This is a genomic window from Virgibacillus flavescens (assembly GCF_050574275.1).
Taxonomy (GTDB): Bacteria; Bacillota; Bacilli; order Bacillales; family Amphibacillaceae; genus Virgibacillus_F; species Virgibacillus_F flavescens.
On sequence record NZ_CP192260.1, the window covers coordinates 3,048,270 to 3,071,271 of the forward strand.

The 23,002-nt window shown below is 37.2% G+C and carries 35 protein-coding genes and 3 pseudogenes; 4 read left to right on the plus strand and 34 right to left on the minus strand.

The window, feature by feature from the left end; translation table 11 throughout:
- The first annotated feature begins 6 nt into the window (after positions 1-6).
- Positions 7-966, plus strand: coding sequence for a helix-turn-helix transcriptional regulator (locus VBD025_RS15065; protein WP_430786912.1), 960 nt, complete (start codon positions 7-9; stop codon positions 964-966).
- Between the two features lie 183 nt (positions 967-1,149).
- On the opposite strand, the gene VBD025_RS15070 is transcribed toward VBD025_RS15065, so the two are convergent.
- The 13 genes and pseudogenes from VBD025_RS15070 to VBD025_RS15130 form a co-directional block, all read right to left on the minus strand.
- Positions 1,150-2,142: a tRNA dihydrouridine synthase gene (locus tag VBD025_RS15070; RefSeq protein ID WP_430786914.1), complete on the minus strand. Its 993-nt coding sequence runs from the start codon at positions 2,140-2,142 to the stop codon at positions 1,150-1,152.
- A 125-nt stretch (positions 2,143-2,267) separates the two neighbouring features.
- Positions 2,268-2,420: pseudogene (locus VBD025_RS15075) on the minus strand (CatA-like O-acetyltransferase); the annotation flags it as partial.
- A 14-nt stretch (positions 2,421-2,434) separates the two neighbouring features.
- Entirely contained in the window at positions 2,435-3,436 is a 1,002-nt protein-coding gene (locus tag VBD025_RS15080) for a phosphotransferase enzyme family protein (protein ID WP_430786916.1), read from the minus strand.
- A 15-nt stretch (positions 3,437-3,451) separates the two neighbouring features.
- A complete protein-coding gene (locus VBD025_RS15085) occupies positions 3,452-4,312 on the minus strand; it encodes an RCC1 domain-containing protein (RefSeq protein WP_430786918.1) in 861 nt (286 codons plus the stop codon).
- An 18-nt stretch (positions 4,313-4,330) separates the two neighbouring features.
- On the minus strand, positions 4,331-4,930 hold the full coding sequence (locus VBD025_RS15090) for a lysozyme inhibitor LprI family protein (protein WP_430786920.1): 600 nt from the start codon (positions 4,928-4,930) through the stop codon (positions 4,331-4,333).
- 25 nt (positions 4,931-4,955) lie between these two features.
- A complete protein-coding gene (locus VBD025_RS15095) occupies positions 4,956-5,225 on the minus strand; it encodes a hypothetical protein (RefSeq protein ID WP_430786922.1) in 270 nt (89 codons plus the stop codon).
- Positions 5,226-5,382: 157 nt separating this feature from the next.
- Positions 5,383-6,096 carry a hypothetical protein gene (locus VBD025_RS15100; protein ID WP_430786924.1) on the minus strand — a complete coding sequence of 238 codons (714 nt, stop codon included), beginning with the start codon at positions 6,094-6,096 and terminating at the stop codon, positions 5,383-5,385.
- Between the two features lie 2 nt (positions 6,097-6,098).
- Entirely contained in the window at positions 6,099-6,974 is an 876-nt protein-coding gene (locus VBD025_RS15105) for an ABC transporter ATP-binding protein (RefSeq protein WP_430786926.1), read from the minus strand.
- Entirely contained in the window at positions 6,971-7,339 is a 369-nt protein-coding gene (locus VBD025_RS15110) for a GntR family transcriptional regulator (RefSeq protein WP_430786928.1), read from the minus strand. Before VBD025_RS15110 ends, VBD025_RS15105 begins: the two co-directional genes overlap by 4 nt.
- Before the next feature lie 162 nt (positions 7,340-7,501).
- Complete coding sequence (locus VBD025_RS15115) at positions 7,502-7,771, minus strand: hypothetical protein (RefSeq protein WP_430786930.1); 270 nt, start codon at positions 7,769-7,771, stop codon at positions 7,502-7,504.
- A 3-nt stretch (positions 7,772-7,774) separates the two neighbouring features.
- On the minus strand, positions 7,775-8,161 hold the full coding sequence (locus VBD025_RS15120; protein WP_430786932.1) for a hypothetical protein: 387 nt from the start codon (positions 8,159-8,161) through the stop codon (positions 7,775-7,777).
- The gene (locus VBD025_RS15125) at positions 8,161-8,532 is read right to left on the minus strand and encodes a DUF2089 domain-containing protein (RefSeq protein WP_430786934.1); all 372 of its coding nucleotides are present in this window, start codon (positions 8,530-8,532) and stop codon (positions 8,161-8,163) included. The genes VBD025_RS15120 and VBD025_RS15125 overlap by 1 nt, the downstream gene beginning before the upstream one ends.
- Before the next feature lie 203 nt (positions 8,533-8,735).
- Positions 8,736-9,623, minus strand: a complete 888-nt coding sequence (locus tag VBD025_RS15130) for a LysR family transcriptional regulator (RefSeq protein ID WP_430786936.1) — start codon at positions 9,621-9,623, stop codon at positions 8,736-8,738.
- Positions 9,624-9,802: 179 nt separating this feature from the next.
- On the opposite strand from VBD025_RS15130, the gene VBD025_RS15135 reads away from it, so the two are divergent.
- A complete protein-coding gene (locus VBD025_RS15135; RefSeq protein WP_430786938.1) occupies positions 9,803-10,426 on the plus strand; it encodes a class I SAM-dependent methyltransferase in 624 nt (207 codons plus the stop codon).
- Between the two features lie 171 nt (positions 10,427-10,597).
- Here the strand turns inward: VBD025_RS15135 and VBD025_RS15140 are convergent, their stop codons facing one another.
- The gene (locus VBD025_RS15140; RefSeq protein WP_430786940.1) at positions 10,598-11,125 is read right to left on the minus strand and encodes a restriction endonuclease; all 528 of its coding nucleotides are present in this window, start codon (positions 11,123-11,125) and stop codon (positions 10,598-10,600) included.
- Between the two features lie 72 nt (positions 11,126-11,197).
- The gene (locus VBD025_RS15145) at positions 11,198-11,500 is read right to left on the minus strand and encodes a DUF2087 domain-containing protein (RefSeq protein ID WP_430786942.1); all 303 of its coding nucleotides are present in this window, start codon (positions 11,498-11,500) and stop codon (positions 11,198-11,200) included.
- A gap of 239 nt (positions 11,501-11,739) precedes the next feature.
- Between VBD025_RS15145 and VBD025_RS15150 the strand changes: the two genes are divergently transcribed.
- Both VBD025_RS15150 and VBD025_RS15155 read left to right on the plus strand, forming a co-directional pair.
- Entirely contained in the window at positions 11,740-12,252 is a 513-nt protein-coding gene (locus tag VBD025_RS15150) for a hypothetical protein (RefSeq protein ID WP_430786944.1), read from the plus strand.
- 38 nt (positions 12,253-12,290) lie between these two features.
- Positions 12,291-12,728, plus strand: coding sequence for a VOC family protein (locus tag VBD025_RS15155; RefSeq protein WP_430786946.1), 438 nt, complete (start codon positions 12,291-12,293; stop codon positions 12,726-12,728).
- A 133-nt stretch (positions 12,729-12,861) separates the two neighbouring features.
- On the opposite strand, the gene VBD025_RS15160 is transcribed toward VBD025_RS15155, so the two are convergent.
- From VBD025_RS15160 to VBD025_RS15250, 19 genes and pseudogenes are all read right to left on the minus strand, one after another.
- On the minus strand, positions 12,862-13,389 hold the full coding sequence (locus tag VBD025_RS15160; protein ID WP_430786948.1) for a hypothetical protein: 528 nt from the start codon (positions 13,387-13,389) through the stop codon (positions 12,862-12,864).
- An 87-nt stretch (positions 13,390-13,476) separates the two neighbouring features.
- Positions 13,477-13,986 (minus strand): hypothetical protein, encoded by a 510-nt coding sequence (locus VBD025_RS15165; RefSeq protein ID WP_430786950.1) that lies wholly within the window; start codon positions 13,984-13,986, stop codon positions 13,477-13,479.
- 67 nt (positions 13,987-14,053) lie between these two features.
- Entirely contained in the window at positions 14,054-14,311 is a 258-nt protein-coding gene (locus VBD025_RS15170) for a YesK family protein (protein ID WP_430786952.1), read from the minus strand.
- A gap of 43 nt (positions 14,312-14,354) precedes the next feature.
- The gene (locus tag VBD025_RS15175) at positions 14,355-14,711 is read right to left on the minus strand and encodes a DUF4181 domain-containing protein (protein ID WP_430786954.1); all 357 of its coding nucleotides are present in this window, start codon (positions 14,709-14,711) and stop codon (positions 14,355-14,357) included.
- Between the two features lie 119 nt (positions 14,712-14,830).
- A complete protein-coding gene (locus VBD025_RS15180; RefSeq protein ID WP_430786956.1) occupies positions 14,831-15,082 on the minus strand; it encodes a hypothetical protein in 252 nt (83 codons plus the stop codon).
- A 116-nt stretch (positions 15,083-15,198) separates the two neighbouring features.
- Positions 15,199-15,558 carry a hypothetical protein gene (locus VBD025_RS15185; RefSeq protein ID WP_430786958.1) on the minus strand — a complete coding sequence of 120 codons (360 nt, stop codon included), beginning with the start codon at positions 15,556-15,558 and terminating at the stop codon, positions 15,199-15,201.
- Between the two features lie 96 nt (positions 15,559-15,654).
- Positions 15,655-15,900: a hypothetical protein gene (locus VBD025_RS15190; protein ID WP_430786960.1), complete on the minus strand. Its 246-nt coding sequence runs from the start codon at positions 15,898-15,900 to the stop codon at positions 15,655-15,657.
- Positions 15,901-16,008: 108 nt separating this feature from the next.
- The gene (locus tag VBD025_RS15195) at positions 16,009-16,377 is read right to left on the minus strand and encodes a hypothetical protein (protein ID WP_430786962.1); all 369 of its coding nucleotides are present in this window, start codon (positions 16,375-16,377) and stop codon (positions 16,009-16,011) included.
- Between the two features lie 191 nt (positions 16,378-16,568).
- The gene (locus VBD025_RS15200) at positions 16,569-17,006 is read right to left on the minus strand and encodes a hypothetical protein (protein ID WP_430786964.1); all 438 of its coding nucleotides are present in this window, start codon (positions 17,004-17,006) and stop codon (positions 16,569-16,571) included.
- Positions 16,993-17,117, minus strand: a pseudogene (locus VBD025_RS15205) (transcriptional regulator); the annotation flags it as partial. The gene VBD025_RS15200 and the pseudogene VBD025_RS15205, both read right to left, overlap by 14 nt.
- 52 nt (positions 17,118-17,169) lie before the next feature.
- The gene (locus VBD025_RS15210) at positions 17,170-17,574 is read right to left on the minus strand and encodes a DUF4181 domain-containing protein (RefSeq protein WP_430786966.1); all 405 of its coding nucleotides are present in this window, start codon (positions 17,572-17,574) and stop codon (positions 17,170-17,172) included.
- Between the two features lie 124 nt (positions 17,575-17,698).
- Complete coding sequence (locus VBD025_RS15215) at positions 17,699-17,986, minus strand: hypothetical protein (protein ID WP_430786968.1); 288 nt, start codon at positions 17,984-17,986, stop codon at positions 17,699-17,701.
- A gap of 85 nt (positions 17,987-18,071) precedes the next feature.
- Entirely contained in the window at positions 18,072-18,587 is a 516-nt protein-coding gene (locus VBD025_RS15220; protein ID WP_430786970.1) for a hypothetical protein, read from the minus strand.
- Positions 18,588-18,644: 57 nt separating this feature from the next.
- A complete protein-coding gene (locus VBD025_RS15225; RefSeq protein WP_430786972.1) occupies positions 18,645-18,818 on the minus strand; it encodes a hypothetical protein in 174 nt (57 codons plus the stop codon).
- A gap of 292 nt (positions 18,819-19,110) precedes the next feature.
- A complete protein-coding gene (locus VBD025_RS15230; RefSeq protein ID WP_430786974.1) occupies positions 19,111-19,518 on the minus strand; it encodes a RidA family protein in 408 nt (135 codons plus the stop codon).
- An 81-nt stretch (positions 19,519-19,599) separates the two neighbouring features.
- The gene (locus VBD025_RS15235) at positions 19,600-21,213 is read right to left on the minus strand and encodes an ABC transporter permease (protein ID WP_430786976.1); all 1,614 of its coding nucleotides are present in this window, start codon (positions 21,211-21,213) and stop codon (positions 19,600-19,602) included.
- 24 nt (positions 21,214-21,237) lie between these two features.
- Positions 21,238-22,119 carry an ATP-binding cassette domain-containing protein gene (locus VBD025_RS15240; RefSeq protein WP_430786978.1) on the minus strand — a complete coding sequence of 294 codons (882 nt, stop codon included), beginning with the start codon at positions 22,117-22,119 and terminating at the stop codon, positions 21,238-21,240.
- Between the two features lie 62 nt (positions 22,120-22,181).
- Positions 22,182-22,571: a hypothetical protein gene (locus tag VBD025_RS15245; protein WP_430786980.1), complete on the minus strand. Its 390-nt coding sequence runs from the start codon at positions 22,569-22,571 to the stop codon at positions 22,182-22,184.
- A gap of 63 nt (positions 22,572-22,634) precedes the next feature.
- Positions 22,635-22,808: pseudogene (locus VBD025_RS15250) on the minus strand (TetR/AcrR family transcriptional regulator); the annotation flags it as partial.
- Positions 22,809-23,002 lie beyond the last annotated feature (194 nt).

Here is a 23,002-nt window from a genome sequence, read left to right on the forward strand (position 1 = left end):
GTTACCATGAAAAAAGTGGAACGAATTAATGTCATCATGCGTTATATCAACAATAGAGCTCGCTTTACACTTTCTGAAATCGTGCAGGAATTTAACATCTCGCGTTCCACAGCGATTAGAGATATCAGAGAAATAGAAGCCATGGGGATGCCGCTTGTCGCTGAAACTGGAAGGGACGGGGGTTATTTTGTCATGCACAACTCTATCCTGCCCACGGTTCGCTTTACCGATACAGAAGTTAAAGCACTTTTTATTGCGTTTATGGCCACAAGAAATCAACAGCTTCCCTATTTAAAAAGCCGCCAGTCTATCACTGAAAAATTACTTAGCCTCATTTCAGAAAATCAGCAGGATGATCTCATACTATTAAATCGAATTTTGCTCTTTGAAGGCACCAATCCTTACAATCCCGACATCCTTGATCTCTCAGACATTCCCGATCCCATGCTGGAAAAATTGTTTCAAACCATGCTTTTGGACAGATATTTACTGATTACAATTACAGAAGAGAAAGAAATAAAGACTTATCCCATCTACCTTTTGAACGTTTATAAGGAAAAAAGAAGTTGGTTTTTGAAAAGCTATAACGTGATGGAAGAAAAAGAACAAATCATTTCTGTTGAGCATCTCACAAACGTTGAACCATACTCCCCGAAGAATCGGTTAAGCGAGCAGGAGATTACCGATAAGCTAGATAAACAGAAGGACCCGACTAACATTGTTCTGGAACTTGGTCCAAAAGCTATAGCTCAATTCAAGAAATATCATCCATTGAATGCTTCCATTTATTTTATGAATCCACATCATTCCACGGCTGTTCTCAGGATTTTTGTTGACGTTCATCAGCCAGAAAAATTGGCTGAAATATGCAACTGGCTGCTTTTCCTCGGTGACAATATCAAGGTCAGGGAAATGCCGGAGAAGGTATTGGAATGCATGCAAGCGCGATTAGATTTATATGATTAGTGAGATTTTCCGCTACTTTTCACCAACATTATTTCACGATTTTCATTAAACTCTATCTATGTGCCAATCTGTTCAAATCAATCATGAAGAATTAAAATTGATAGTAAAAAAATTGGCCGAAATGAATACAGTTTAACCCTGCATCCACTCCAGCCAATTCATATATGCTCTATTTTAAATCTGTTATGTTGAATGTAACTCTTCTACGCTTTCATCTATAGATCCAAAGTTATCAAGCAACGTTCGCACTTCATCTGTAGACTTTGCGTTCATCAATTGCGTTCGTAATCCATTCGCCCCAGGAAAATCACGGACATATATTTTGAAAAAACGATGAAGCGGTTTGAACGGTCGTGGCTGCAATTCAGTTGAATAGTGATCATGAAGATCAAGCTGCAATCTCAATAGATCCAGAAATTCCTGACTGCTATGCTCTTTTGCCTCTTTTTCAAAAGCAAATGGATTTTTAAAAATACCTCGGCCAATCATAACCCCGTCCACACCGTATTTCTCAACGAGCTCCATGCCAGTTTGCCGATCAGGAATATCCCCATTGATTGTCAACAGTGTATCTGGTGCCACTTCATCACGAAGTTTTTTAATCTCCGGAATGAGTTCCCAGTGAGCATCCCCATTGCTCATTTCCTTTCTTGTGCGGAGATGAATAGATAGATTAACGATATCTTGCTCGAATAAGTGTGTCAGCCAGTCGCGCCATTCCTCGATATCCGTGTACCCAAGCCTAGTCTTCACACTAACGGGCAATCCTCCAGCTTTTGCTGCTTGTATAATTTCTGCTGAAACGTCTGGACGACGGATTAGACCGCTTCCCTTCCCTTTCGTAGCCACATTATGCACAGGACAGCCCATATTAATATCTACACCGCGAAAACCTTCTTTCGCCATTCCGATACTCATTTCTCTAAAATGTTCAGGGTGATCCCCCCAGATATGAGCGACAAGTGGTTGTTCATCCTCTGTAAATGTCAATCGCCCGCGAACACTTTGGTGCCCCTGCGGATGACAGTAACTTACCGTATTTGTAAACTCTGTAAAAAAAACATCCGGTCTAGCTGCCTCACTCACGACATGACGAAATACAACATCCGTCACATCTTCCATTGGTGCTAATATAAAAAATGGTCGCGGTAAATCGCGCCAAAAGTTAGTAGTCATGTTAAAATTCAATCCTCTCGTTAGCAAACATACCTCAGCGGGACAAGGGAACCGTCCCTTTGTCCCACCTTTTATATTTAACCATAATTGTGTATGTTTTATCAAACAAATTTAACGATGAACTACTAAATCCAGCTTGCACTATCATCAGCTAACGTCTGTAAGTCATTCATAAAAACACTTGCATGATACTCATCACAAACAGCATGATGAATTTGTAACGTAACAGGTAAAAGTAATTCATCTTTCACTTGTGAATATTTCCCGCCAGTTACTAAAATAAAAGTTTGAGCTATTCTATTTCCAACAGAAAAGATCTCTTATTGAGGAATGCCTCGCAATAATTTTGGGTAACATAGGGCAATCTTCGCTTTATCCATTCATGTGCTTTTTGATTGTTAATCATAAAACCAAAACCTCCGAAATTAGCTAAAATAAAACCTGCTTCTACCAACAATTCATCTTCTCCATTAATATTTCGTAATGATTTATAACCTTCTAATACATTTTTTCGGTGATGTGTATTAAAAGAAGTGAGCGTAATGCCAAGATCGAATAGATAATAACCATAACCTGAGAACCCAAAGTCAATAGGGATAACTGTATCGTTATTTACAATTATGTTTCCACCTTGCAGGTCAGCGTGAATCATTCCCCAGTTTGTCTTCGTTTTTTCTATTCTATCAAAAATAGCTTCTATGTAGTTCATTGTATCTACTATCACATCATATTGTTCAGATGTATATAAGTTAATCTCTACACCATACTGCAATCTATCGGTCAAATTCCAATACTTTTCGATATCGTAATTAGGTCGAATAAATGGTTGCGGAATAATCCAGTTAGTTGAGAAATTATGTAATTTTGCTAATACTACTCCTACTTCATAAGCAATATTTTTTGAATTCAGTTCCTCTCCTGTATAATCATTACCTTCTTTCCAAGTGAGAAGCGTTGCCAACGGACTAGAGTTATTTTCCACATCAACAATTGTAGAAACTAACTTTCCTTTATTATTTGTAACTGGTTGCTGTAAAGATAAAGAAGTTTGTTCGTTCAGAGTATTTAGCAGTTCCATCTCTGCAGTAAGTCCTTCAAAGGTATGCTGTACCCCTTGCAGTCCAGAAGTGATAGGAGAATGAATTCTTAAAACATACGAATTGCTATCTTCGTTATTATCTATTTTACTTGTGAGATTGTCGTTATGTCTGATAAATCTTGAAGAATAATCAGTAATCCCATAATGTCCTAAAGCAATTTCAATTAGCTTATCATTACTACCCGTTTTCCCCATCAACATTTCTCCTTACTATTGAATGTCAAGCCACTCGCCCACGTCGCATTGGCCATGTTCATTATCACCCACCGCTAACACAGTTCCAGCCGCATTAATTCCAACGGTATGTGCGCTGCCTGCCGAAATTGCCACTATATCGCGCCACTCGCTTATATTGCACTGGCCGTACGCATTCCAGCCCACAGCGAAAGCAGTTCCATTGGATGTAAGTCCAATGGTATGTTTACTGCCTACCGCGATTGCCACAATATCTCGCCACTCACTTACATCGCATTGACCATGTTTATTCGAACCGACAGCAATCACCGTTCCGTCCACTTTAAGTCCGACAGTATGAAGGTAACCAGCTGCGACAGCCACAATACCGTTCCAGTCTCCTACAGAGCATTGACGATACCGGTTATTCCCCACAGCCGTAACCGTTCCGTCCGTTTTAAGACCAATGGTATGCCAGTCCCCCGCAGCGATCGCCGCAATATCGCGCCACTCCCTTACATTGCATTCCCCTTCATTATTTCGACCTGTGGCAACCACTGTACCAGTCGATTCAAGTCCAATAGTACGGCACCAACCGGCCGCAACCGCGATAATATCGTACCAGTCATCTACAGCACATTGGTCATGCTTATTCCAACCCACAGCAGTCACCGTTCCGTTCGCTCTAAGACCGACTGTATGCGCGTTACCCGTGTTCCTCGCCATATGTACATTTCCTGCCACAACCGAAACAATATCGCGCCAGCCGCTTACTTCACACTGACCACGTTTATTATCACCCACAGCCATAACTGTTCCATCCGATTTTAGCAAAGCTGTATGACGACGGCCCGCCGCTATCGTATGTTTGGGTGCTTTGGGTGAACAGTAATCCATGTTTTACCCCCTTGAAACTTACTTCATATAGTTTTTAACCAATTCAAAGCATCTTTCTATCGTCAGATTGTTCTGCACCGCTACATATTCTAGTTGTTCCATCGTTCCGCCTTCATATTTCAAGGATGCCTCTTTTGCAGTTTTATCCCGGTGTTCGATCCATTCACGCTGCTCGATTCTTAGTTTGTCCATCTCCTCTGCAGATAGCTGCTCCTGTAAGACTCCATATATTTCATTTAACAGGCCATCCCAAATGTCGTATAGATCCCCTTCTACTTTTTTCATAGCATACGTTGTGTCATCTATCGGATTTTCCCGCATAGCTTCCGTTTCTTCTTTCGTCTCATTCAATTTCTTGAGGTACTCTTCCTTCAAGCTCGGTGTCTCATTTGCTGCAGTGCTTTCTTCTTTATCGCTTGATGTATCCGTTTGTTCACTCTCCGTATCATTAGTATCCGAAGCATTTTCTTTTGCATCGTCGCTTTTGTTTTGTGTTGAATCAGCTTTCTCAGACGAATTGTCCACCTCGGCATTAGACTCCTCTGATGAACCACAAGCAGCTAATACAAGTAATACTGCTGCTACCATTCCGATTAAAACTATACGATTAAGTTTCATAAAAATAACTACCTTTCCTTAACTATTATTCTGCCGTCTTCACTGGAGATTCTTGCTTCTCCCAGTTCGTCGGTCCTTCAGTTGGCTCGATATATTTCCGCCAGTAATTACCCGTTTTCTTATCAAATATAATTACATTCTGTTCATTTGCTGAAATGAATTCATATCTATACTGATCTCCTGAGGTCGGGGACAACTCACTGCCGCGATCTAAGGATTGCGACATGAACCAAGATCCTAAAAGTATACATACCCCTAAAAAGATAATAGATATAAATTGTAAATTTTTACTCATACAAAACCTCCTGCATTTTTATTTTGCTCGTTTATATTTAAAAATATTTAGATTTCTCTAGAATATTTTAACATAAATATCCAATAAAAAAATGGCCGATTTATCAGTTTAGCACCGATAAACCAGCCTATTCATACGTCAAATTTAATTTAAATCGTTAACTCTTCCTCGGTTTTGCCTGTAACGACGCATTTCGCATAATGGGATACGTTATAAATAGAGCCACTAAACTTATGAACAGGAGACTACTATACAATACGGTACCATTAATATCCTGACCAGTTATCCAGCTAAACAAGGAGAAACTAACTAATCCACTGTACTTCAGCAACGTACCGATAATGATCAAAACCATTAGCCATACAATACTCTTCATGAATCCCAAACGATAATAAATCGTAAACAATAAGAAAGAAATCGAAAAGATAATCGTTATAAACAAGAGATCTAGTAGAAAATAAGAAAGAAAGGAATACTCATCCAGAATAAAGATTGCTGGATGCAATATTTTAGCAGCTACATCCCAGCGTTCATAAAAGGTTACGAGCAGTAATTGAAGGATGTTTAATACAAATGTGACAATTAGAACACTTGCTAAACCGACCACGTAATAGGCTTTTAACAAACTAGTCCTGGTACTTCCCATCCCTATCGCTACAGGGTACATCGTTTTGAATCCGGTAATGGAAAAAAAGGAAATAAAAAAGTATGCTGGTCCTGAAATGGCTGCTACAACATCTCCTCCCAAAGGGAAGAAATAGCCAATGGATAACCATAAGAAAAATAACGGGATAGTTAAATAGAGTAAAATCACTTTACCAAACGTTGCTCGTGCATCTTCATAAACCAGCCTGAAAGTCCCGCCGTTCATGTTCATACCTCCACCTCGTTTCGGTCCTCTGTTCGATTTAATAAATAGTCATGCAGGGACGCTGGTTCAATAGATAAGCCATGGGTTTGGGCATAAATTTTCCACTCGTCAGAATAAGGTTCGTCAAGCAAGACTTTCATTTTTGAACCCATTTCCTGTTGCTCAAGCACGGTGTGCGACTCGGTTATATTTAATAAAAAAGTCTTCTCCCCACTTAACCAGATGCCTTTTTCTCTCATCGCTTCCATCGTTTCATGAAGCACTACCTTACCATCATGAATTACCACCAACGCATCAAACAGTGTTTGCGTTTCTTCGATATGATGGGATGACATAAAGATGAGTCTCGGGTTTTCTTCATAACTCTCCATTAATACGTTGTAAAATTTCTTGCGCATACCCGCATCTAACCCATTGGTTGGTTCGTCAAGTATGGTTATATCAGCATTACTAGCAATACCGATTATAAATTGCAGTGCGGATTTCATACCTTTAGAGAGCTTACTCACATTTTTGTTTTCATCTAAATTAAAAACAGTTAACAGCCCTTCAGCGAAATCCATATCAAAATTCGGATTGTAATAATCACCGAAACGCAGCGCATCTTTCACCTTCCAAATAAGGCTGAATGGATGCTCTTCCTGCATAAAACATACATGATCGGATGTTAGATGATGGTTATAAGGATTAAATCCCATTATGTTTATCTCACCCTGATCAGGTTTTAAATGACCAGCCAGCAATTTCATAAAAGTCGTTTTTCCCGTACCATTTCGTCCCCAAAGTCCAACGATGACTTTCTCGTTCACAGAGAAATTAAAATCCTGCAGTACAATGGTTGAATCGTATCCGTAGTGCACCTGATTGATCTCTATCATACGTGCCCCTCCTTTTTAATTAATTGGATAATTTTGTGAACGTCCATCCCTAACCGCTCTCCTTCTTCTAATAAAGGCGTTATATAATTCTGGCGATATTGTTTCTGCCGTTCATCAATTATTTTTTGATAAGCCCCCTCACTCACAAACATTCCGATCCCTCTTTTTTTATAAACAAAGGCATCGTCTACTAACGACTGAAGACCTTTTCTAACGGTTGCTCGGTTAATATTGTAAAAACGAGACAATTCGTTCTCGGAGGGCAACTGTTCTTCTTCTTTTAAATGACCTTCAACGATGTCAGTAAGTATAATTTCAGCAATTTGCTGAAAAAGTGGTTGATTTTCATCTAATGATGGCTTCAACAGGTTTCACCTCCGAATTCATCTATCTGTATGGTTGATTACTCGACTATCCAACCATACAACTATTATGACATTTTGTAAAGTAGTTTTTTATAAAAAAAATAAGCCTAGAGAAATGTTATCTCTACGCTTTGTCTATTTAACGATATGGCCAGAAGTTGTTTACAGCTTTACTTCTACTTCCGTACCATCACTAGCCCTCATATCGACAAGGGTAACTCCCCTGTGCTTTGAAAATTCCTTCAGCAATCGCTTCAGATCTTTTCTTTCTATTTCCGGGAAGACGAACTGACTGCCATTCTTTGCAATTGCTTTATTCAGTAAGCGTGTAAGCCTTTTTGATGTAATGACCAAACTAGCACCATTTAAAACCGTATAGGGGATAGGAAGCATGAATCGTTTACCGTTTAATTTCATCCTGACTTTTAACATGATTTATTCAATCACCACATGAACGATATCACCGTTGGCCGATTTGATGTCAACAATCTCTCCTACCAATTCGTTTTCAATTGCAGCGATGAGCAGGTTAACGTCAATATCCTTTACATACTTCTCTGCTTGCGGTATATTTTCAGCTATATTTGAACCTACTGATAATAGAGACTTGACCAGATTAATCGGTACATTCACCTTTACATTATCCCCATCTTCGGAGATCACGCGAAGCTTTAGCATCTTTTTACCATAGGGGACTTCCCTATTTATTGACTCCACGTCCGACTCATCTTTTTGTAACATATCAATTAATTCACTTGCCTTGTCCTTATCAATCTTTCCTTCTTCCATCAGTGTTAAGACTCTAGAAATTTCGTCCTTCATTATACGTCCCCCTCTTTTAATAATCGAATGGCCTTTTCTGGCGTAATTTCACCTTTTTCCAATAACGATACAATTTTTTTCTTATCCACTTCCGGTTTCTTTGGCGAGGAATATCCCAGATTCGTGATGATTTCATCTAATTTCCCTCTGACAGTCGGATAAGAAATTCTAAGTTCTTTTTCGACCTCTTTAATATTTCCACGGCACTTAAGAAAAACCTCAATAAAATGCAGCTGTTCCTGACCAAGAGCTGCCAGTTTTGAAACTTCAAATTCATTTTCTACCGTTGTGTGGCAATGGTTACACTCAAGCTTCGTAATTTTAAGTGATTTGCTGCAAACAGGACAATTAGTAAGTAAAGGATACGACATACGCTTCCCCTTTCTTTTATTTAATCTAATCATACACGATATATTCTAAAGTTCAAGTTAAACTTTAATATTATTTACAAATTATTTTATTTTTATTGAATAAGTTAATTTGATGATTGAATATGTTAATTATAAGGGACAGAGGGGACGGTTCTTGTGTCCCGGGGACACAAGAACCGTCCCCTCTGTCCCCCTCTGTCCCTCTATTTTATATTATCTTTTAAAACCGTTAAAAAGCTTTGTGCAGATGGCGAGAGTGAATGTTCACTTTCTAAACTTACCGCGGCCACTTCCCTGAATAATTCCGGGAAGTCCGCTGGCTCAAGTTTAACGATCGTTCCGGCATTTAATAGGTCTTTTGCCAAGGTTTCAGTAAGTAAGGATACTCCCTTTCCCTTGCTAACCAGATCCAAAGCTGTTGCAGGTGGAAGTTCAAGCGTATCCATTCGATAGTTCAAAAAAGTCCTTTGCCAATGTTTGCTTTCGTCGCTCCAATCAACAAGAATATATGGTTTGCTTGTTTCAAAAACTTCTTCCAGCGTATAGGACATCCTTTCTAAATTGCTTAATTGATGACTTTTGTGCGCCACTAATAGTAAAGGTTCTTTGATCAAGCAAAGTTTTTTCAAATCACTATTAAAAAACGGATGCGTCATGAATCCTAAATTAATCGAACCGTCATAAAGCATCTCAATGATTTGTTGGTTATGCCCTGTATGGATTGCTACGTTTATATCGGGATATTTCTCGTGAATATCAGCAATGGTCGAACTAAATATGCCATTTGTGAAAGTAGGCAACGTACCTACCGTGACTTCACCCATTTTTCCTTCTTTAATTAATTGTGCTCTTTCTACTCCCTTTATCAGAACGTCTAAAGCCTGCCGAGCATATGGGAGAAATCCATTCCCAAGCTCTGTTAACTTCATCTGTTTACCGGACTGATAAAACAGTGCCCCACCGACACTTTTTTCAAGCTCTTTTATCCTAATACTTATCGTAGGCTGCGAGACATTCAGGTATCTTGCTGCTTTACTAAAAGACCCTAATCGAATTACATGATCAAATGCTTTTAATTGATTAATTTCCAAGTCGCACCCACCATCCATCCATAAAAATATTTAATAGTAACTATAACTTATATTATATTGTTTAATTCGTCCACCACATTTATAATTTTTCATAAGGAGAGGGACAAAGGGACGGTTCTTGTGTCCCCGGGACACAAGAACCGTCCCTTTGTCCCTATATAAACGAAAGAAGGTTACTTATGGGATTGGTCACACGTTTTACTGAATTAATAGACGTTCAATACAAAGACCCAAGAGGATTGCTCGGGATCTACATCGGGGAAAAAATGACTCGCCAGCATCGACCTGAGACATCGTGGACAATCAAACTATTAAATCTTCAGGTAGACGAAGATATATTAGAACTAGGTTGTGGGGCTGGTTACGCCATGAAACTTTTACAAAAACAATCAACGGTTAACCAGGTCGTAGGTTTGGATAGATCTAAAGCAGTTCTTCAATCAGCGACGATTAGAAATCGTAAAGAAATAAACAAGGGAAACGCGCAATTGATACAAGGTAATGTAAACCAATTACCTTTTCAAAATGAACACTTCACAAAGATATTCAGCATACATTCGGTGTATTTTTGGGACGACTTACCTAAAACCATTTCAGAGATCCACCGAGTTCTGAAACCCGGAGGAACTACTGTAATTACACTTTGTGAAGGCAAAGATGGACAGACATGGGAAGGTATTAAAAGCATGATAGACGAGCAGTTAATTCCGATAATGAAGCAAACCGGTCTCAAGAATGTTGAATTAAAGAATGGTCCAGATTCAAGACACTTCCAGACAGTTGCAGTTATTGGTGAAAAATAAGATTTAGTTGCCTTTGAACGATATCGGCTGTTTGCTAAAACAGAAAAAAGCCAGTAGCAAGAGATAGCTACTACTGGCTTTTGACATTTCATAACCAGTTTCTACAAACTGTGAGTTCGGTTATAAAATGTAATGCATGGTCAAATGCGCTCTTTTTCTTATCAATTCTTGTTATGCACTCTTGTTCTGGTTGATCATCCAACCCATCAATTCATTTCGATCAATTAATCGGACTTTATTGGAAAGCGCTAAGTTTTTAGCTGCTTGTGTAAAAAAACTATTCGTTATCACCCAGCACTCTTCAGCTCTGTAATGACTTTTAGCCGATGCGATCTCCTGAACTGCTTTTATGCCAACATTTTTCTTATACCTTTTAGCTTGAACAATAATCTTTTTCTTTTGTGTCGAGAGAATAAGATCTGCACCATAATCGCCTGTCTCCGGAGTTAAACTTGCCTTGTATCCTCTGCTCCTTAATAAGACTTGCAGATATTCTTCAAATTTCCTGCCTGGCATTTCATCAACGTCTAGCATACCTGACTTTTTCAACCTGTATTCTCTTACCATATTAACGATAAAAGCTACTAAAACCATTGACCCGATGAATAATAAAATAAGTGCGGTTAGTTTAGGTTCAGCAGACAGAATAGACCACAATAGGTCGAATCCCATTCCAAATCCATTAATAAAATCTTCCATATGTATGTTCCCCTATCAAATTATCTTTATCAATTCTATTACATGCAAAAAAATCAGCTATCACTCTTCAACTTATTTCGCAACAACATCACGATTTAACCAATATTGTGAACCATCCAATGTTCGATTAAATAGTTTAAACGTTATGAGATACCTTCGTTGTTCAACGTATTCGTTGATTGAGTACATGGTAAGGAGCTCATCATTAATTTCTTGCTCGGAATACGTTTTCCCTTCATCAAACCGTTTTATGAATTCATTTAATAGGATATATTTCTTTTTCTCTTTTGAAGGAACTTTACTGACCTTTCCATCTTTCATCAAATTGGACATTAATTGATCTCGTTCCGTTTCTGTAAAACTGAATTTCACCATCTTCTCCCCCTCCCTTCTATTGGAAGGGACAGAGGGACGGTTCTTGTGTCCCAGGGACACAAGAACCGTCCCTCTGTCCCAATTTATACATATTTATCACAGTATTCTAATTTTTACGTTCATACTTATAGTATCTTTATTTCCATAAAAAGGCAATATTACTTCTTTTTTCGCTTTAAAATTGTGATCTAAAGTATTATGATGTGAATTAACTGAAATATAGTCAAGGAGCTTAGATAATGAAAAAAATGAACTTTTTATTGCTTATTCTGTTATTAACTGCTTGTCAATCAGGTGGTTCTAATACTTCAAGCGGTTCCAACACAGATAAAGATAAAAAAGAGTTTGAAGAAAAAACCACTATTACCCTGATTCAAGGGGATAAAGAAGTCACAACTAAGGTTATAAAAGATTGCTGGGCAAAAAATTGCACTGAACAATCAGCAGGTTTTGAGAATGTAAATTTAGTAGAAATGACAAACCGCATTCAACCCACTAAGGTTGCAGTAGATAATGATATTAAAATAGAAGTAGACGGCCCAAAGCCATCAAAGATGAGTTATATAGTTCAACAAATGGAGTTACATGGTGAAAGTGCGAGCATAGAAGATCATAGTCTTGAAAGTAACAAAATCCCTCTCCACGAAGAAGGCGCAAAAAAACATTATTTATTGACTGCTATTTGGTATAATGGAGAGGAATTTATTGGATCTACCTCAATTGCTTTTGTGTTAAAAATAGGTAACGAGTAAAGAAATGTTTAGCATATATGACAAAGGAGGTACGAGATATGAAAATCCAGAGAATAGATCATGTTGGTGTTATCGTAAAAGATCTTCCTGCGGCCAAAGCATTTTTTGTAAACCTTGGACTTGAAGTTTTCGGGGAAGCAGAGGTTAAGGGTGATTGGGTGGAACAGATAATTGGATTAAAGGACGTTAGACAAACGGTTGTAATGTTAGGGGTTCCAGACGGCCAGGCAAATATGGAACTAGTTAAATTCCATAACCCGTCGGACGAAAAAGTTATACAGGAATCGTTTGCAAATTCCTTGGGTATCCGGCATATCGCATTTGCTGTTGAAGATATTGAAGAGGTTGTTAACAAATTGAAAAAGAATGGCGCGGAACTATTTGGTGAGATACAAAACTACGAAAATGCTTATAAACTATGCTATGTTCGCGGGCCTGAAGGGGTTATTATAGAATTGGCCGAGCAGATCAATTAAATATGGAGAATATGTAATGCTCAGTTAAATTGAACTGGGCATTTTTTTAAATATCAATAGAACCATGAAATAAATTTATTAAGTGATTTAATTTCATAATTATTTACCATGTTATTTATGGTCTTGGGATAACTTATTGATACCGTCCTTTGGAATCAGGAAGCGCTTGATATTCATCCTTGTTCTTAATAATTTTAAGAACATAATTTCTCAACTGAATTAATTTTCTTGCATCATTGGTTGGTTCACAGTATTTCAATGATAGGAAATGGGTTATTGTTTCGTTGTTGAAGGTAATCTTCCATTCATCTTCTCCGTGCGGATCCTGAATGCAAATTGTTCCGTTTACAGACTCGGGCGTAAAATTGTTTAATTCAACTATGTTAACCTCTCTCATTTCCTCATAGACCTTGCTCATTTCTTTCTCTGTTAAGGTTATCTCTGCGGTTGCCGTTCCATCTGTTATTAAATCTTTCGTAACTATTCCTTCAAAAGTGTTAATTTCATTCTTTTTCCCCATTCCAAACTGAACGGAGAAATTAAAATCCTCTGGCATACTTTCTGGCATATTCTCAGTGGCAGAACTGATTGTATTTGTTTCAGTTTGACTACACGCACCTAGAATTAAAGTAATTAAAATAATAAACAATACTTTCTTCACATAACCACTCCTCACTACACGAGACGAAGGGACAGAGGGGACGGTTCTTGTGTCCCTGGGACACAAGAACCGTCCCCTCTGTCCCTACTATTTATATATAAAATTGTCGCCCATATATTTTTTGCTACTTAAAACATCTTCCATTATTTCTAATAGTTTATATGGGTCGTCATTTGAATTAATAGATTTAATTTCTTTGTGGTATCCGTTGTTAAAATTGATAATGTCCTGTGCGGTGCTTTTTAACTCTGCTTTTCCAATAGCAAACGCACCACTACTTAAACCTACCTTCATACCACCAATCCAAGAAGCCAAATTTTGAGGCATAACTGTTTCATTTGCTCTAATCCAACCTTCACTTATCGCTACACCCCTTAAAGCGTCTATAATAAGATTCCTGTTATCCGGATTACCCTCATCCATTGCTGTTAAGCGTTCAGCAGCATGATTCATATGGCGTGATACGTTCTCTACTGCATACAGTAAATCATCTTTTTTTCTGTCTTGTTCCTGGTAATAAAGAAAAACAAAGAAAACATTTAGCAAAATAGATAAAGCCATGACGAAAAATAGTACTCTGCTTTGTATTTTTTTCATTTGATTATGCTCTCTCCCACACTACTATTGATTTAAACAATAAGGACAAAACTTATTGCTCAAAAGATCATTCTTTGAAACTAACTTGTTGTAAAACAACAATTCCTATTAAAGCAATCGATGAAGCTACAAATAAAGAAACGCTCACTGCTCCTAATCCCATTCCTTCCCATTTCCCCACTGTAAAACTTATTATAAATAAACATATGCTAATAAATACAAATGCTATTGGGAAAAACAGCTTTACTTCTAATCTTTTTACAAGTAATGAAAAAAGTATAATCAAAACAACAATTGTCAACGTAAGTATAATAAGACTTGTCATATACACTCTCCTGAACGCTTAAGTTTAACAACGACTATTTCAATCAAAATAAAAAATCTGTATTGTATATGATAATGAGACCCACTAGTAGTAATATAGTCGTACTGATATATTGCTTTGAATCCTTTATATAGATTAACTCCAAAACCGCCTGGAATCCTGACAATAACGCGAAATAGATCATAAAATACAACTTCAAAATAACGTCTGAATCTTTTTCAATCACAAACCATAATGTGATTAAGAAGATGATAAGAATAATACCCCTACCCCATCGATCAATATTTTTACCAGGTGTATTCGCTATTTTTTCCTTTTGGACTCCAAGCAGCTTATTGGTTGTTTTTTCTAATACGAACAGTAAAATAAGTAGAATTACTAAAAACGCTACAACTTTCATCTAATCCCCCCTATGTGTTTATTGCCTTAATTTAACTAACCTATTGCTTTTCTGAAAAAAATATGCGTTAATAAGTTTCATTCAAATTTAGATGTGAATACAAGTACATCCTTGATTATTTAAAGGATTTCAACTGACTCTGCTATCAGTCCCGTAAAAAAGACCAACGCAACAAGTAAGTAGGTATATCCGAGTTTCTTGTCACCATCTTTTTCTTTAACTTTTTCTATCCCAAAAAGTAAAAGCATTAAAGCAAAAAACAGAGAGATTATATTCATGGAAAAATCGATACGATCAATAAAATAATGGTAAAACATTGTACTCAATACTCCTATTGCAATAATGAAATTTAATTTTCGTAATACTTTCAAAGAACCTTTCTCCCTTCTTTCAATTTCAAGAACCTATCTTTTGAACAATACATTGCGCCAAAATATGGTTCAATTATTGATTAAAAAAATAAACGCTTAAGTAGATAGTACTAGGTCTAAGTATTACGTTTAGAGAATACATTAACTTCATAGTGATCTAGATCATCTTCGGATAAATTATTTTTTAAATAACTTTCAACTTCAGATACGTTAGATTTATCATATACGTTTATTGAAATTATGGAATCTTTGCCATCACTTATAGTAGTGTAGTGTACTTGATATTCATCTGAAACTTCATTGACAACTTTTTTAACTTCTGTATCTATCGAAACCTCTCTATCCACATTTATTTCATTTTGCATATACCAAAATCCTACAGACACAATAACTATACACGTTAAAACTAATAACCCTAACTTACCTTTCACTCCCATTTTTATAACCTCCATAGCTTGTTTATCTTTTATAAGCATTATTTCACACTCTTTAACTATCCTGCATGTTAGGTGAATAAGAACGGCCATCCTTATTAAAGTAAAGCACCTGTTTATGAAATTTATTACAGCGGACTAGCTCAGATAAGAATTTTTATCACTATCGCGTTTTTCCAAATGATCCTCATATGACTTTTGTACCATATCTTTTTTTGGTATTTTAGATGAAACTCTTTTATGTATGTCATTTAATAAATACAACCCTCTAAAAATACAACCACCTACAATTCCAAAAGCAACAATACCACCTACTAGTGGCCCCATCATGAATAAAACGAAACCTAAAATGGCACTTAAAATGATTGATAAAAGTAAATACATCTTACCCCTCCCCATATATGCTGTACTAAAAAAATCTAGTTAGTTTATTAAAGGTTTCTGGTTGCATGAACCGTATTGTAGTAAAGCAACCGTTTGTACAATAACCCCTCAAACATCACTTTCTCTATTCTTATCACATTCTATAGCTTTCTCGTGAGCTTCCTCAACGGAAAGACAATAAAAGTCCGGTTCTACGGACAGTTCTGTTTTTGTCACAGAATAAATCGAATCCATTTTTTGTTTCATTTCGTAATTTAGATGACGAATGCTTTCCCATACTCTATCTTCATATGGTTTATCCCCTGAAAACGGCACAGGGTGGTACCTGCTGTACTGTTCAAGATATATATTACTCATACCTATTCCAACCCTATTTACTGTATAAGCCCTTCCACCAATAAATTGTATAATGTCACCAACACCAATCACATCAATCATTTTCTTTTTTTGCAAGCTATTTTCAAACTTTCGAAACACATTACTCCTCCTTAAATTCCGGTTCTACTTGTTCAACTCTTCTGGAGCGTTAGTTGAATAGCTTCAGATTAAGTTACTAACATAATATTCCGACAAAAATATTGGAAATGAAGAAACGATTAATAATGTGATCGTCTTAAAGTAAATTTAGTTCAGAGAATTGAACTGTTTATATGTTAGGTATTATTATATTAACTATCATTATCGTCTAAACGTTTCTTTCGCACATAATAAACAAAAGTGTATGGCATAAGAAAACAAATAAAAACTACTCCACCGACAATTAAGGCATCACTGTTACTGCTTTTATCTGGACCAAATTTTGCTAGGAGTGCAAGCGTTATTCCGATTAATGCAGATAGGATAACCGCTCGATAATAAGGACCAGGCATTTTCTTTTCTGTAGCATTTTCATATACATCAACTGATATTTTGAGATTCAGCCAGCTTAAAGCAACTGTTGTAATCAGAAATACGAACCATAATGGATTATTCGTGGCTTCTAGAACTCCCTCAGTGATCATCTCATAAAGTAAAATCACAATTATCCCTAAAGTTTGAAGAATAAACGCAATTCGAATGTTTTTCAAACTTTGTATTTGCAGCCGTTCATCTTTAATCCTTTTCACGTATCTGCTCCTCCTTATCAATCCAAAATATTTCATCCAATGACTTATTCACTACATAAATAATTTTAACGAAGGATTATATTTACCTTTTTCAATTAAATTGATAGTCTGAGCTTTGAATTAGAAATGCTGCCCTCTTTATTGAAGTAAAGCCCCCTTTTGCTTAATAAGGACCAAGTAATTCAAATTGAATCACAACTGTAATAACTGTTAACACCAGGAGCATCTCAGTTACAGTTAAAATAGCTTGTTTTGGGTATTCAGAATGTTTCCACTCAAAAAACGCTCTGACCGATTCTTCTAATCCCTGAAAAAAGAGTAATCCAATGGGTAACAGGACAATGGGCTCGTCGTAAAAAAAGACTACAAAAAATATGATGAATAGAGTGATTGTAGAAATAATATTTATTGATTTGTCTACTTTCCGATGTAAATCATTTATATAACTATAGGAAAAAAATTCTTTTTTAACTCTTTCTATTTTAAAAATTCTCCTCAAAATAAGTTTAACTAATGAAATAACGACAAAAACAATTATCGTAATCAAACCAAGTTTTAACCAAAACACAAAAAACCCTCCTACTCCACTACCCTGCTGCGTTAGGTGAAGAAGACATGCCTTCCATATTGATGTAATGCACCAGTTAGGGACAGAGGGACGGTTCTTTTGTCCCTGCCTCTGTCCCTATGGATCAATTTAAAGTTGAAACATAAAAACTTTGTATTGCAACTGCAATTAATAATACTGAAACGATAAATGAAGAAATTGACCATCCCTTATTTTTTATTAAATATTGTTCTATTCCCATTAAAAACATAGATATTGCAAGAGTAATTTGTACAAATCCAGAATAGAAAAAATTAACGGGATATGTCGTAAAAGTTAAGTATATAAGTACAATCATTGGGATAATCAATATAAATTGAGTAATGACAATAGGCTTTATTCTGTTCGTAAAGAAACTTTCTCTTATTTTCATATCGGTAGTCTCCTTTAACTAAAAGCAATTTTGCTTATTGTATATAGTGCATACGCTGGTAGGTTGGTACTGTATGTATGTATATTTATTCAAACTTACTATCTAATTGTCGTTCTGGTTGAATAAATGTATATGAGATAAATGAATCATTAACAAGCAGAGTGTCTTCTTCTATGTCTTCGCTTTTTATTAATTTACTATCATCAATCGGTAGATTGTTTACATATCCATAAACAACTTTTACATCTTCATTTATTTTTATAGAACCCTTTCCTGCAACGTCTCCTCTCGAAAGTAGATGTGCTGTCCCATCAGAATATTCCCACTTTCCGTTTTCATCTTTAAATATAGCTAAACCAACTCCTGTCATACCTTCCTCATTTTCTAAGGAATAGAAAACCAACTGACCGTATTCCGTGTCCTCTTTGATTAAAACTTCTGTAAAGTGCTCTTGTCTTTCACTTAATTGTTCAGGTATAGTGTTCGGATTATTATCTTCCGACACACAACCGACAAGAAAAAATAGAGTTAACGTAAGCGTAAAAAAGTGCTTGATATAAAAACCTCCAATAACCATAAGAACTTGTTCTTTAAACTGCACTTCTGGGTTAGTTGAATTAGGAAATCATTCAGCAATTAACTCAAGCACCTATTATTTTCATAAAGTGTTACTTTTCACTTTCTTAAATTCACTTATAACATAAGCAACAAGTGAAACTAGCAATCCACTGAACGAAACAAATAGTCCGAATACTGGTGATGAACCACTTGATACTAATATGAGTGCTATTCCAAATAAAGCTATTGAAATTCCAAATAGTGATAGCTGCATAAAATCCTCCTATACTATATGATTCTCGCTCCCCTGCTTCAATACGTTAAGTCAAATATTCACATATATATACTTATTTTACCATAATTTCCCTCAATTCCTAGATAATTCAGAATTAATTTGGGGTTTTCATCCAATTTACCAACGAAAAAAGAAGTGCGAACCGCTATGCGATTTGCACTTCTGATTATAATAATAATTAATAATTTCTCCTCCAGGACTCAACAATTCCATTCATTCTAATCCCGTCTTCAATAGTTATTATTACGAACAGGGACAGAAGAACCGTCCCCTATGTCCCTTCGATTGCTGCTACGGATTCGATTTCCACTAGTTGATTTGGATATCCTAAGACGGTGACTCCGGATAGGGTGCTTGGCACATCGTGATTACCAAATTCTTTTCTTATTGCTTCCCATGCTGTCACCAGATTTGAACGATCTTGTGTTGCAACAAGTACTCTTGTATAAACAACATCATTTAATGACGCATTACACTCTTTTAATGCTTCTTTCAAATTCTCGACACAGCTTTTAGCTTGAAGTTCATAATCATCTGGATTAAGAACTTCTCCGCTTTTATTAAGCGGACAGGCACCCGCTAAGTAAAGTAACTCCATTCCATCCGGTACCCGACATGCATGTGCGTAATCAGTTTGAGCTAAATTCGCTGAGTGAATTAATGATATTTGTTTGTTCATTTAGGTTCTCCCCTTTACTTGATTGGGACAAGAGGGACGGTTCTTGTGTCCCGGGGACAAAAGAACCGTCCCTCTTGTCCCTTAGGCTCCTTCTATCATATCTCGTCTCTTATAACCTAGGTAACCGATTACCATCATTGTGACGCTGATCACAGTGATGGTAATGAAAATGGGAGCGTCGAAGTCCTCCATTGGCATTTGTGGAATCCAGCTTTGTATGGCTGTTTTGGAAAACCATTCTGGCAGATCCAAGATAGCGCCAAAGTAGTTTAATAGAAACGAATAAGCAAGGTAAACGTAAACCACTTTCCCTAGTTTCGGTGCCCAGCCGAGGGCTAATGCCGCTAGACCAATGAAGAATAATACGGACGGTAAGAAGTTGAAACCACTTGCAAGAAAGTCAACGAGATCCATCGTTGTGCTGTCTCCCATGGCTGCGATAGCTGTAGCACCAAGCGTACCTGCTGCTAACAGAATTCCTGCCACTCCTGCAGCAATCGCGATACCAATACTGGTCCAGTAAAGTTGGCCGCGTGTCACTTTTGTAGCATAAAGCTGACTTAAGTGCAGGCGGCTTTCTTCCGCGTAAAGTTTATTCACAACGACAATTGGCAGAATCGAAACCATCGCAATCAAGACCATCATAATCGTGCCAGTGAACGATTCTTCTATTGAAGCACCTGTCTGGCTAAACATTTGTTTCATCATATCGTTGCTTTCCAGGAAAGTCCGCATGTCACCATAAATCGAACCATACGCTGCTCCCATGACAACAAACGCAATCAGCCAGCCGATCATCACGCCTTTGTTAACCTTGATAAATAAACCGCGGACGGACAACAATGATTTCTTCGCGTGGTCTCGACCTTCACGTACAGGAAGATAGCCAGCTCCCATATCACGACCATTTTCAAGGGCAAACGCAAGGAATACGATGACCGCACTGAAAATCAAGGCAATAGTAAGCAAAATCCAGTTATTTTCCGTAAACGGATAAGTTAAATAAGTCCACCCCAACGGATTGATCAAGGATAAGTCAGCATTTGAGACATCCGTTCCGGCACGTGCAATATAAAGTAATCCAACAATTCCAAGTGATGCACCTGTTGCGCCAGCTGAAGTCGGCATCACTTGCGCCATAACCAGCGCAATGCAAGCACCGATAACACCAGCGATTCCAATTGATAATCCAAATAAAAGGGAACCTTCAACAGTAATCGTATCGGCACCGAAGCTCATCATGACTCCCGCAATAAAGATTGCTAATAGGCCATTAATGAAAATTGTCTCTGCAAGTGCAGCAAGCGAATTTGCCTGACGACCAATTTGAAAGGATCGCACAAGCTCCGTAAGACCAAGATCCTCTTCTTTCCGGGTATGACCTACAACGTGTAAAATCGCTATTACCATCGCAAATAACCCACAAAACAGTAACATCTCGTGTGCATACATGGCTCCTAACGTATATTCACTTGCACTTTCAACCGAAGTGGGTCCAGCCATTGCGATCATTGCAGGATTCTGCAAGGTTTCGAACATACCCGCTAGCCCTTCCCCTTTTATTATTTCTTCAAAAGCTGGAACGTAAGCAGCGGAAAACAAGCCAAGTCCGATAACCCAAATAATAATTTTTTTCCAATCACGTTTTAGATATAGTAGAAACAAAGTATCAAAGCGTGCAAATTTTTCCTTCATCGTATGTCACCCTCCTTTCAACAATTAGCCTTCATAATGACGCATGAACAAATCTTCAAGTGTTGGTGGTACCGATTGAAATTTCCTGACACCTAGTTTGCTTGCTTCCATTAAGATATCGTTGAGATACTGATTATCTGCAGAGAATGTCGCTTGGTTCTCTTTTTGTTCGAAATTAAATACACCATCAACGTTGGCCATCGCAGCCACATCAGCTTCTGTTTCAATCGTAATCGTAGAACGAGTCAAGTGACGCAGTTCGTCAAGGGTACCCGTTTCCACAATTTCACCCTGGCGAATGATGACAACCTTATCCGCCAAGCGTTCCACTTCACTCAAAATATGTGAGGACAGCAGGATCGCTTTTCCAGACTCTTTGATCTTTTCAACTTCATCCTGGAAAACCGCTTCCATCAACGGATCAAGACCAGAAGTTGGTTCATCAAAAATATATAAATCCGAATCAACTGATAATGCAGCAATCAAACCAACCTTCTGACGATTACCTTTCGAATATCCTTTTGCTTTTTTCTTAGGATCGAGTTCAAAGCGTTTAATTAAATGATCGCGCTTTTGCTTATCTCCACCACCGTGCAATTTAAGGAACAGATCAATAATTTCGCCACCTGTTAAACTTCCCCACAACGAGACATCTCCCGGGACATACGATATGCGTTTGTGGATTTCCAGACTATCTTTCCAAACGTCCTTACCGAAAATCTCCACATTACCTGCATCCCGTTTGATAATTCCAAGTAAGGTGCGGATTGTAGTCGATTTTCCAGAACCGTTCGGACCAATAAAACCAACAACCTCTCCTGCATTCACCGTAAATGTCACATCGCTTAACGCTTGGAACTTACCGAATTTTTTTTGCAAACCGTGTACTTCCACCATTTTTTCCATAATAATTAAACTCCTCCTTCAGACTCGCATTCTCGTATTTGGAACTGCGTGTAAATCAAGATCTAGTCCTCCTCTGATTTATAAAAGCTATGCTTCAGTATGTTAGAATAATTCTCCCACTCTCTCACATATTGATCACCGATTCCTTCAAACGTGTCTATTTCTTTAGCAACTTTTTCCCCGAATCCGGTCATCGTCCAATTAAGAATTTCGATCGCTCTTTGTACATCAATATCATCACGGAACATGGAATAGTCTAAGTTCTCGTATAGTTTTACAAACCCTTCTTTAAACATAAAATCCACAGTCTGCTGAACCGTTTCTTTGACCTCATCCGATTCCTCTCGAGTTAAAGAAGTTAAAAAATTAAACACATGTGGAAATTTCCGTAGAATCTGCACTTCGATTAATCCAATTTTCTCGATTCGTTTAAAAATATCCTGTTCACTCAAATCGATTTCATCATATAATTTCTCGACAAATTGAACACCGTATTCAATTAAATATAAATAAAGATCTTTTTTACTGGAAAAATAATTAAATAGTGACCCTTTCGAAATTTTCGCTTTTTTTACAATTTCATTCGTGGATGCTTTTTCAAAACCATTTTTAACAAATTCTTGTGTTGCTGCGTTAATAATAAGCGCTTGTTTCTCTGGTTTTAAACTGTTAAATATGGGATTAATAATGCCTGCCTCCCTTCAACTTCAATTACAATGACCAATGTGGTCAACATCAATATAACACAAATGACCAGTGTGGTCAATCATATATTAATTACAATTTAATAATAAAAATAGCAAGCAAAAACGCCCATTTAATCTAAGCGTTTTAACTTGCTGCTCACAATCTATTTTCCATCAAAACACCGATAGCTCAGTTA

Coding starts and splice junctions, on each gene's coding strand:
- VBD025_RS15085 (WP_430786918.1), bottom strand. CDS start 4,312: ATGGATTACTGTTCACCCAAAGCACCCAAACATACGATAGCGGCGGGC.
- VBD025_RS15125 (WP_430786934.1), bottom strand. CDS start 8,532: ATGTCGTATCCTTTACTTACTAATTGTCCTGTTTGCAGCAAATCACTT.
- VBD025_RS15120 (WP_430786932.1), bottom strand. CDS start 8,161: ATGAAGGACGAAATTTCTAGAGTCTTAACACTGATGGAAGAAGGAAAG.
- VBD025_RS15090 (WP_430786920.1), bottom strand. CDS start 4,930: ATGAAACTTAATCGTATAGTTTTAATCGGAATGGTAGCAGCAGTATTA.
- VBD025_RS15150 (WP_430786944.1), top strand. CDS start 11,740: ATGAAAAAAATGAACTTTTTATTGCTTATTCTGTTATTAACTGCTTGT.
- VBD025_RS15225 (WP_430786972.1), bottom strand. CDS start 18,818: ATGCAGCTATCACTATTTGGAATTTCAATAGCTTTATTTGGAATAGCA.
- VBD025_RS15070 (WP_430786914.1), bottom strand. CDS start 2,142: ATGACTACTAACTTTTGGCGCGATTTACCGCGACCATTTTTTATATTA.
- VBD025_RS15080 (WP_430786916.1), bottom strand. CDS start 3,436: ATGGGGAAAACGGGTAGTAATGATAAGCTAATTGAAATTGCTTTAGGA.
- VBD025_RS15165 (WP_430786950.1), bottom strand. CDS start 13,986: ATGAAAAAAATACAAAGCAGAGTACTATTTTTCGTCATGGCTTTATCT.
- VBD025_RS15100 (WP_430786924.1), bottom strand. CDS start 6,096: ATGAACGGCGGGACTTTCAGGCTGGTTTATGAAGATGCACGAGCAACG.
- VBD025_RS15155 (WP_430786946.1), top strand. CDS start 12,291: ATGAAAATCCAGAGAATAGATCATGTTGGTGTTATCGTAAAAGATCTT.
- VBD025_RS15240 (WP_430786978.1), bottom strand. CDS start 22,119: ATGGAAAAAATGGTGGAAGTACACGGTTTGCAAAAAAAATTCGGTAAG.
- VBD025_RS15095 (WP_430786922.1), bottom strand. CDS start 5,225: ATGAGTAAAAATTTACAATTTATATCTATTATCTTTTTAGGGGTATGT.
- VBD025_RS15145 (WP_430786942.1), bottom strand. CDS start 11,500: ATGGTGAAATTCAGTTTTACAGAAACGGAACGAGATCAATTAATGTCC.
- VBD025_RS15230 (WP_430786974.1), bottom strand. CDS start 19,518: ATGAACAAACAAATATCATTAATTCACTCAGCGAATTTAGCTCAAACT.
- VBD025_RS15235 (WP_430786976.1), bottom strand. CDS start 21,213: ATGAAGGAAAAATTTGCACGCTTTGATACTTTGTTTCTACTATATCTA.
- VBD025_RS15065 (WP_430786912.1), top strand. CDS start 7: ATGAAAAAAGTGGAACGAATTAATGTCATCATGCGTTATATCAACAAT.
- VBD025_RS15190 (WP_430786960.1), bottom strand. CDS start 15,900: ATGTATTTACTTTTATCAATCATTTTAAGTGCCATTTTAGGTTTCGTT.
- VBD025_RS15105 (WP_430786926.1), bottom strand. CDS start 6,974: ATGATAGAGATCAATCAGGTGCACTACGGATACGATTCAACCATTGTA.
- VBD025_RS15170 (WP_430786952.1), bottom strand. CDS start 14,311: ATGACAAGTCTTATTATACTTACGTTGACAATTGTTGTTTTGATTATA.
- VBD025_RS15115 (WP_430786930.1), bottom strand. CDS start 7,771: ATGTTAAAAGTCAGGATGAAATTAAACGGTAAACGATTCATGCTTCCT.
- VBD025_RS15140 (WP_430786940.1), bottom strand. CDS start 11,125: ATGGAAGATTTTATTAATGGATTTGGAATGGGATTCGACCTATTGTGG.
- VBD025_RS15135 (WP_430786938.1), top strand. CDS start 9,803: ATGGGATTGGTCACACGTTTTACTGAATTAATAGACGTTCAATACAAA.
- VBD025_RS15185 (WP_430786958.1), bottom strand. CDS start 15,558: ATGCTTATAAAAGATAAACAAGCTATGGAGGTTATAAAAATGGGAGTG.
- VBD025_RS15175 (WP_430786954.1), bottom strand. CDS start 14,711: ATGAAAGTTGTAGCGTTTTTAGTAATTCTACTTATTTTACTGTTCGTA.
- VBD025_RS15215 (WP_430786968.1), bottom strand. CDS start 17,986: ATGAAAATAAGAGAAAGTTTCTTTACGAACAGAATAAAGCCTATTGTC.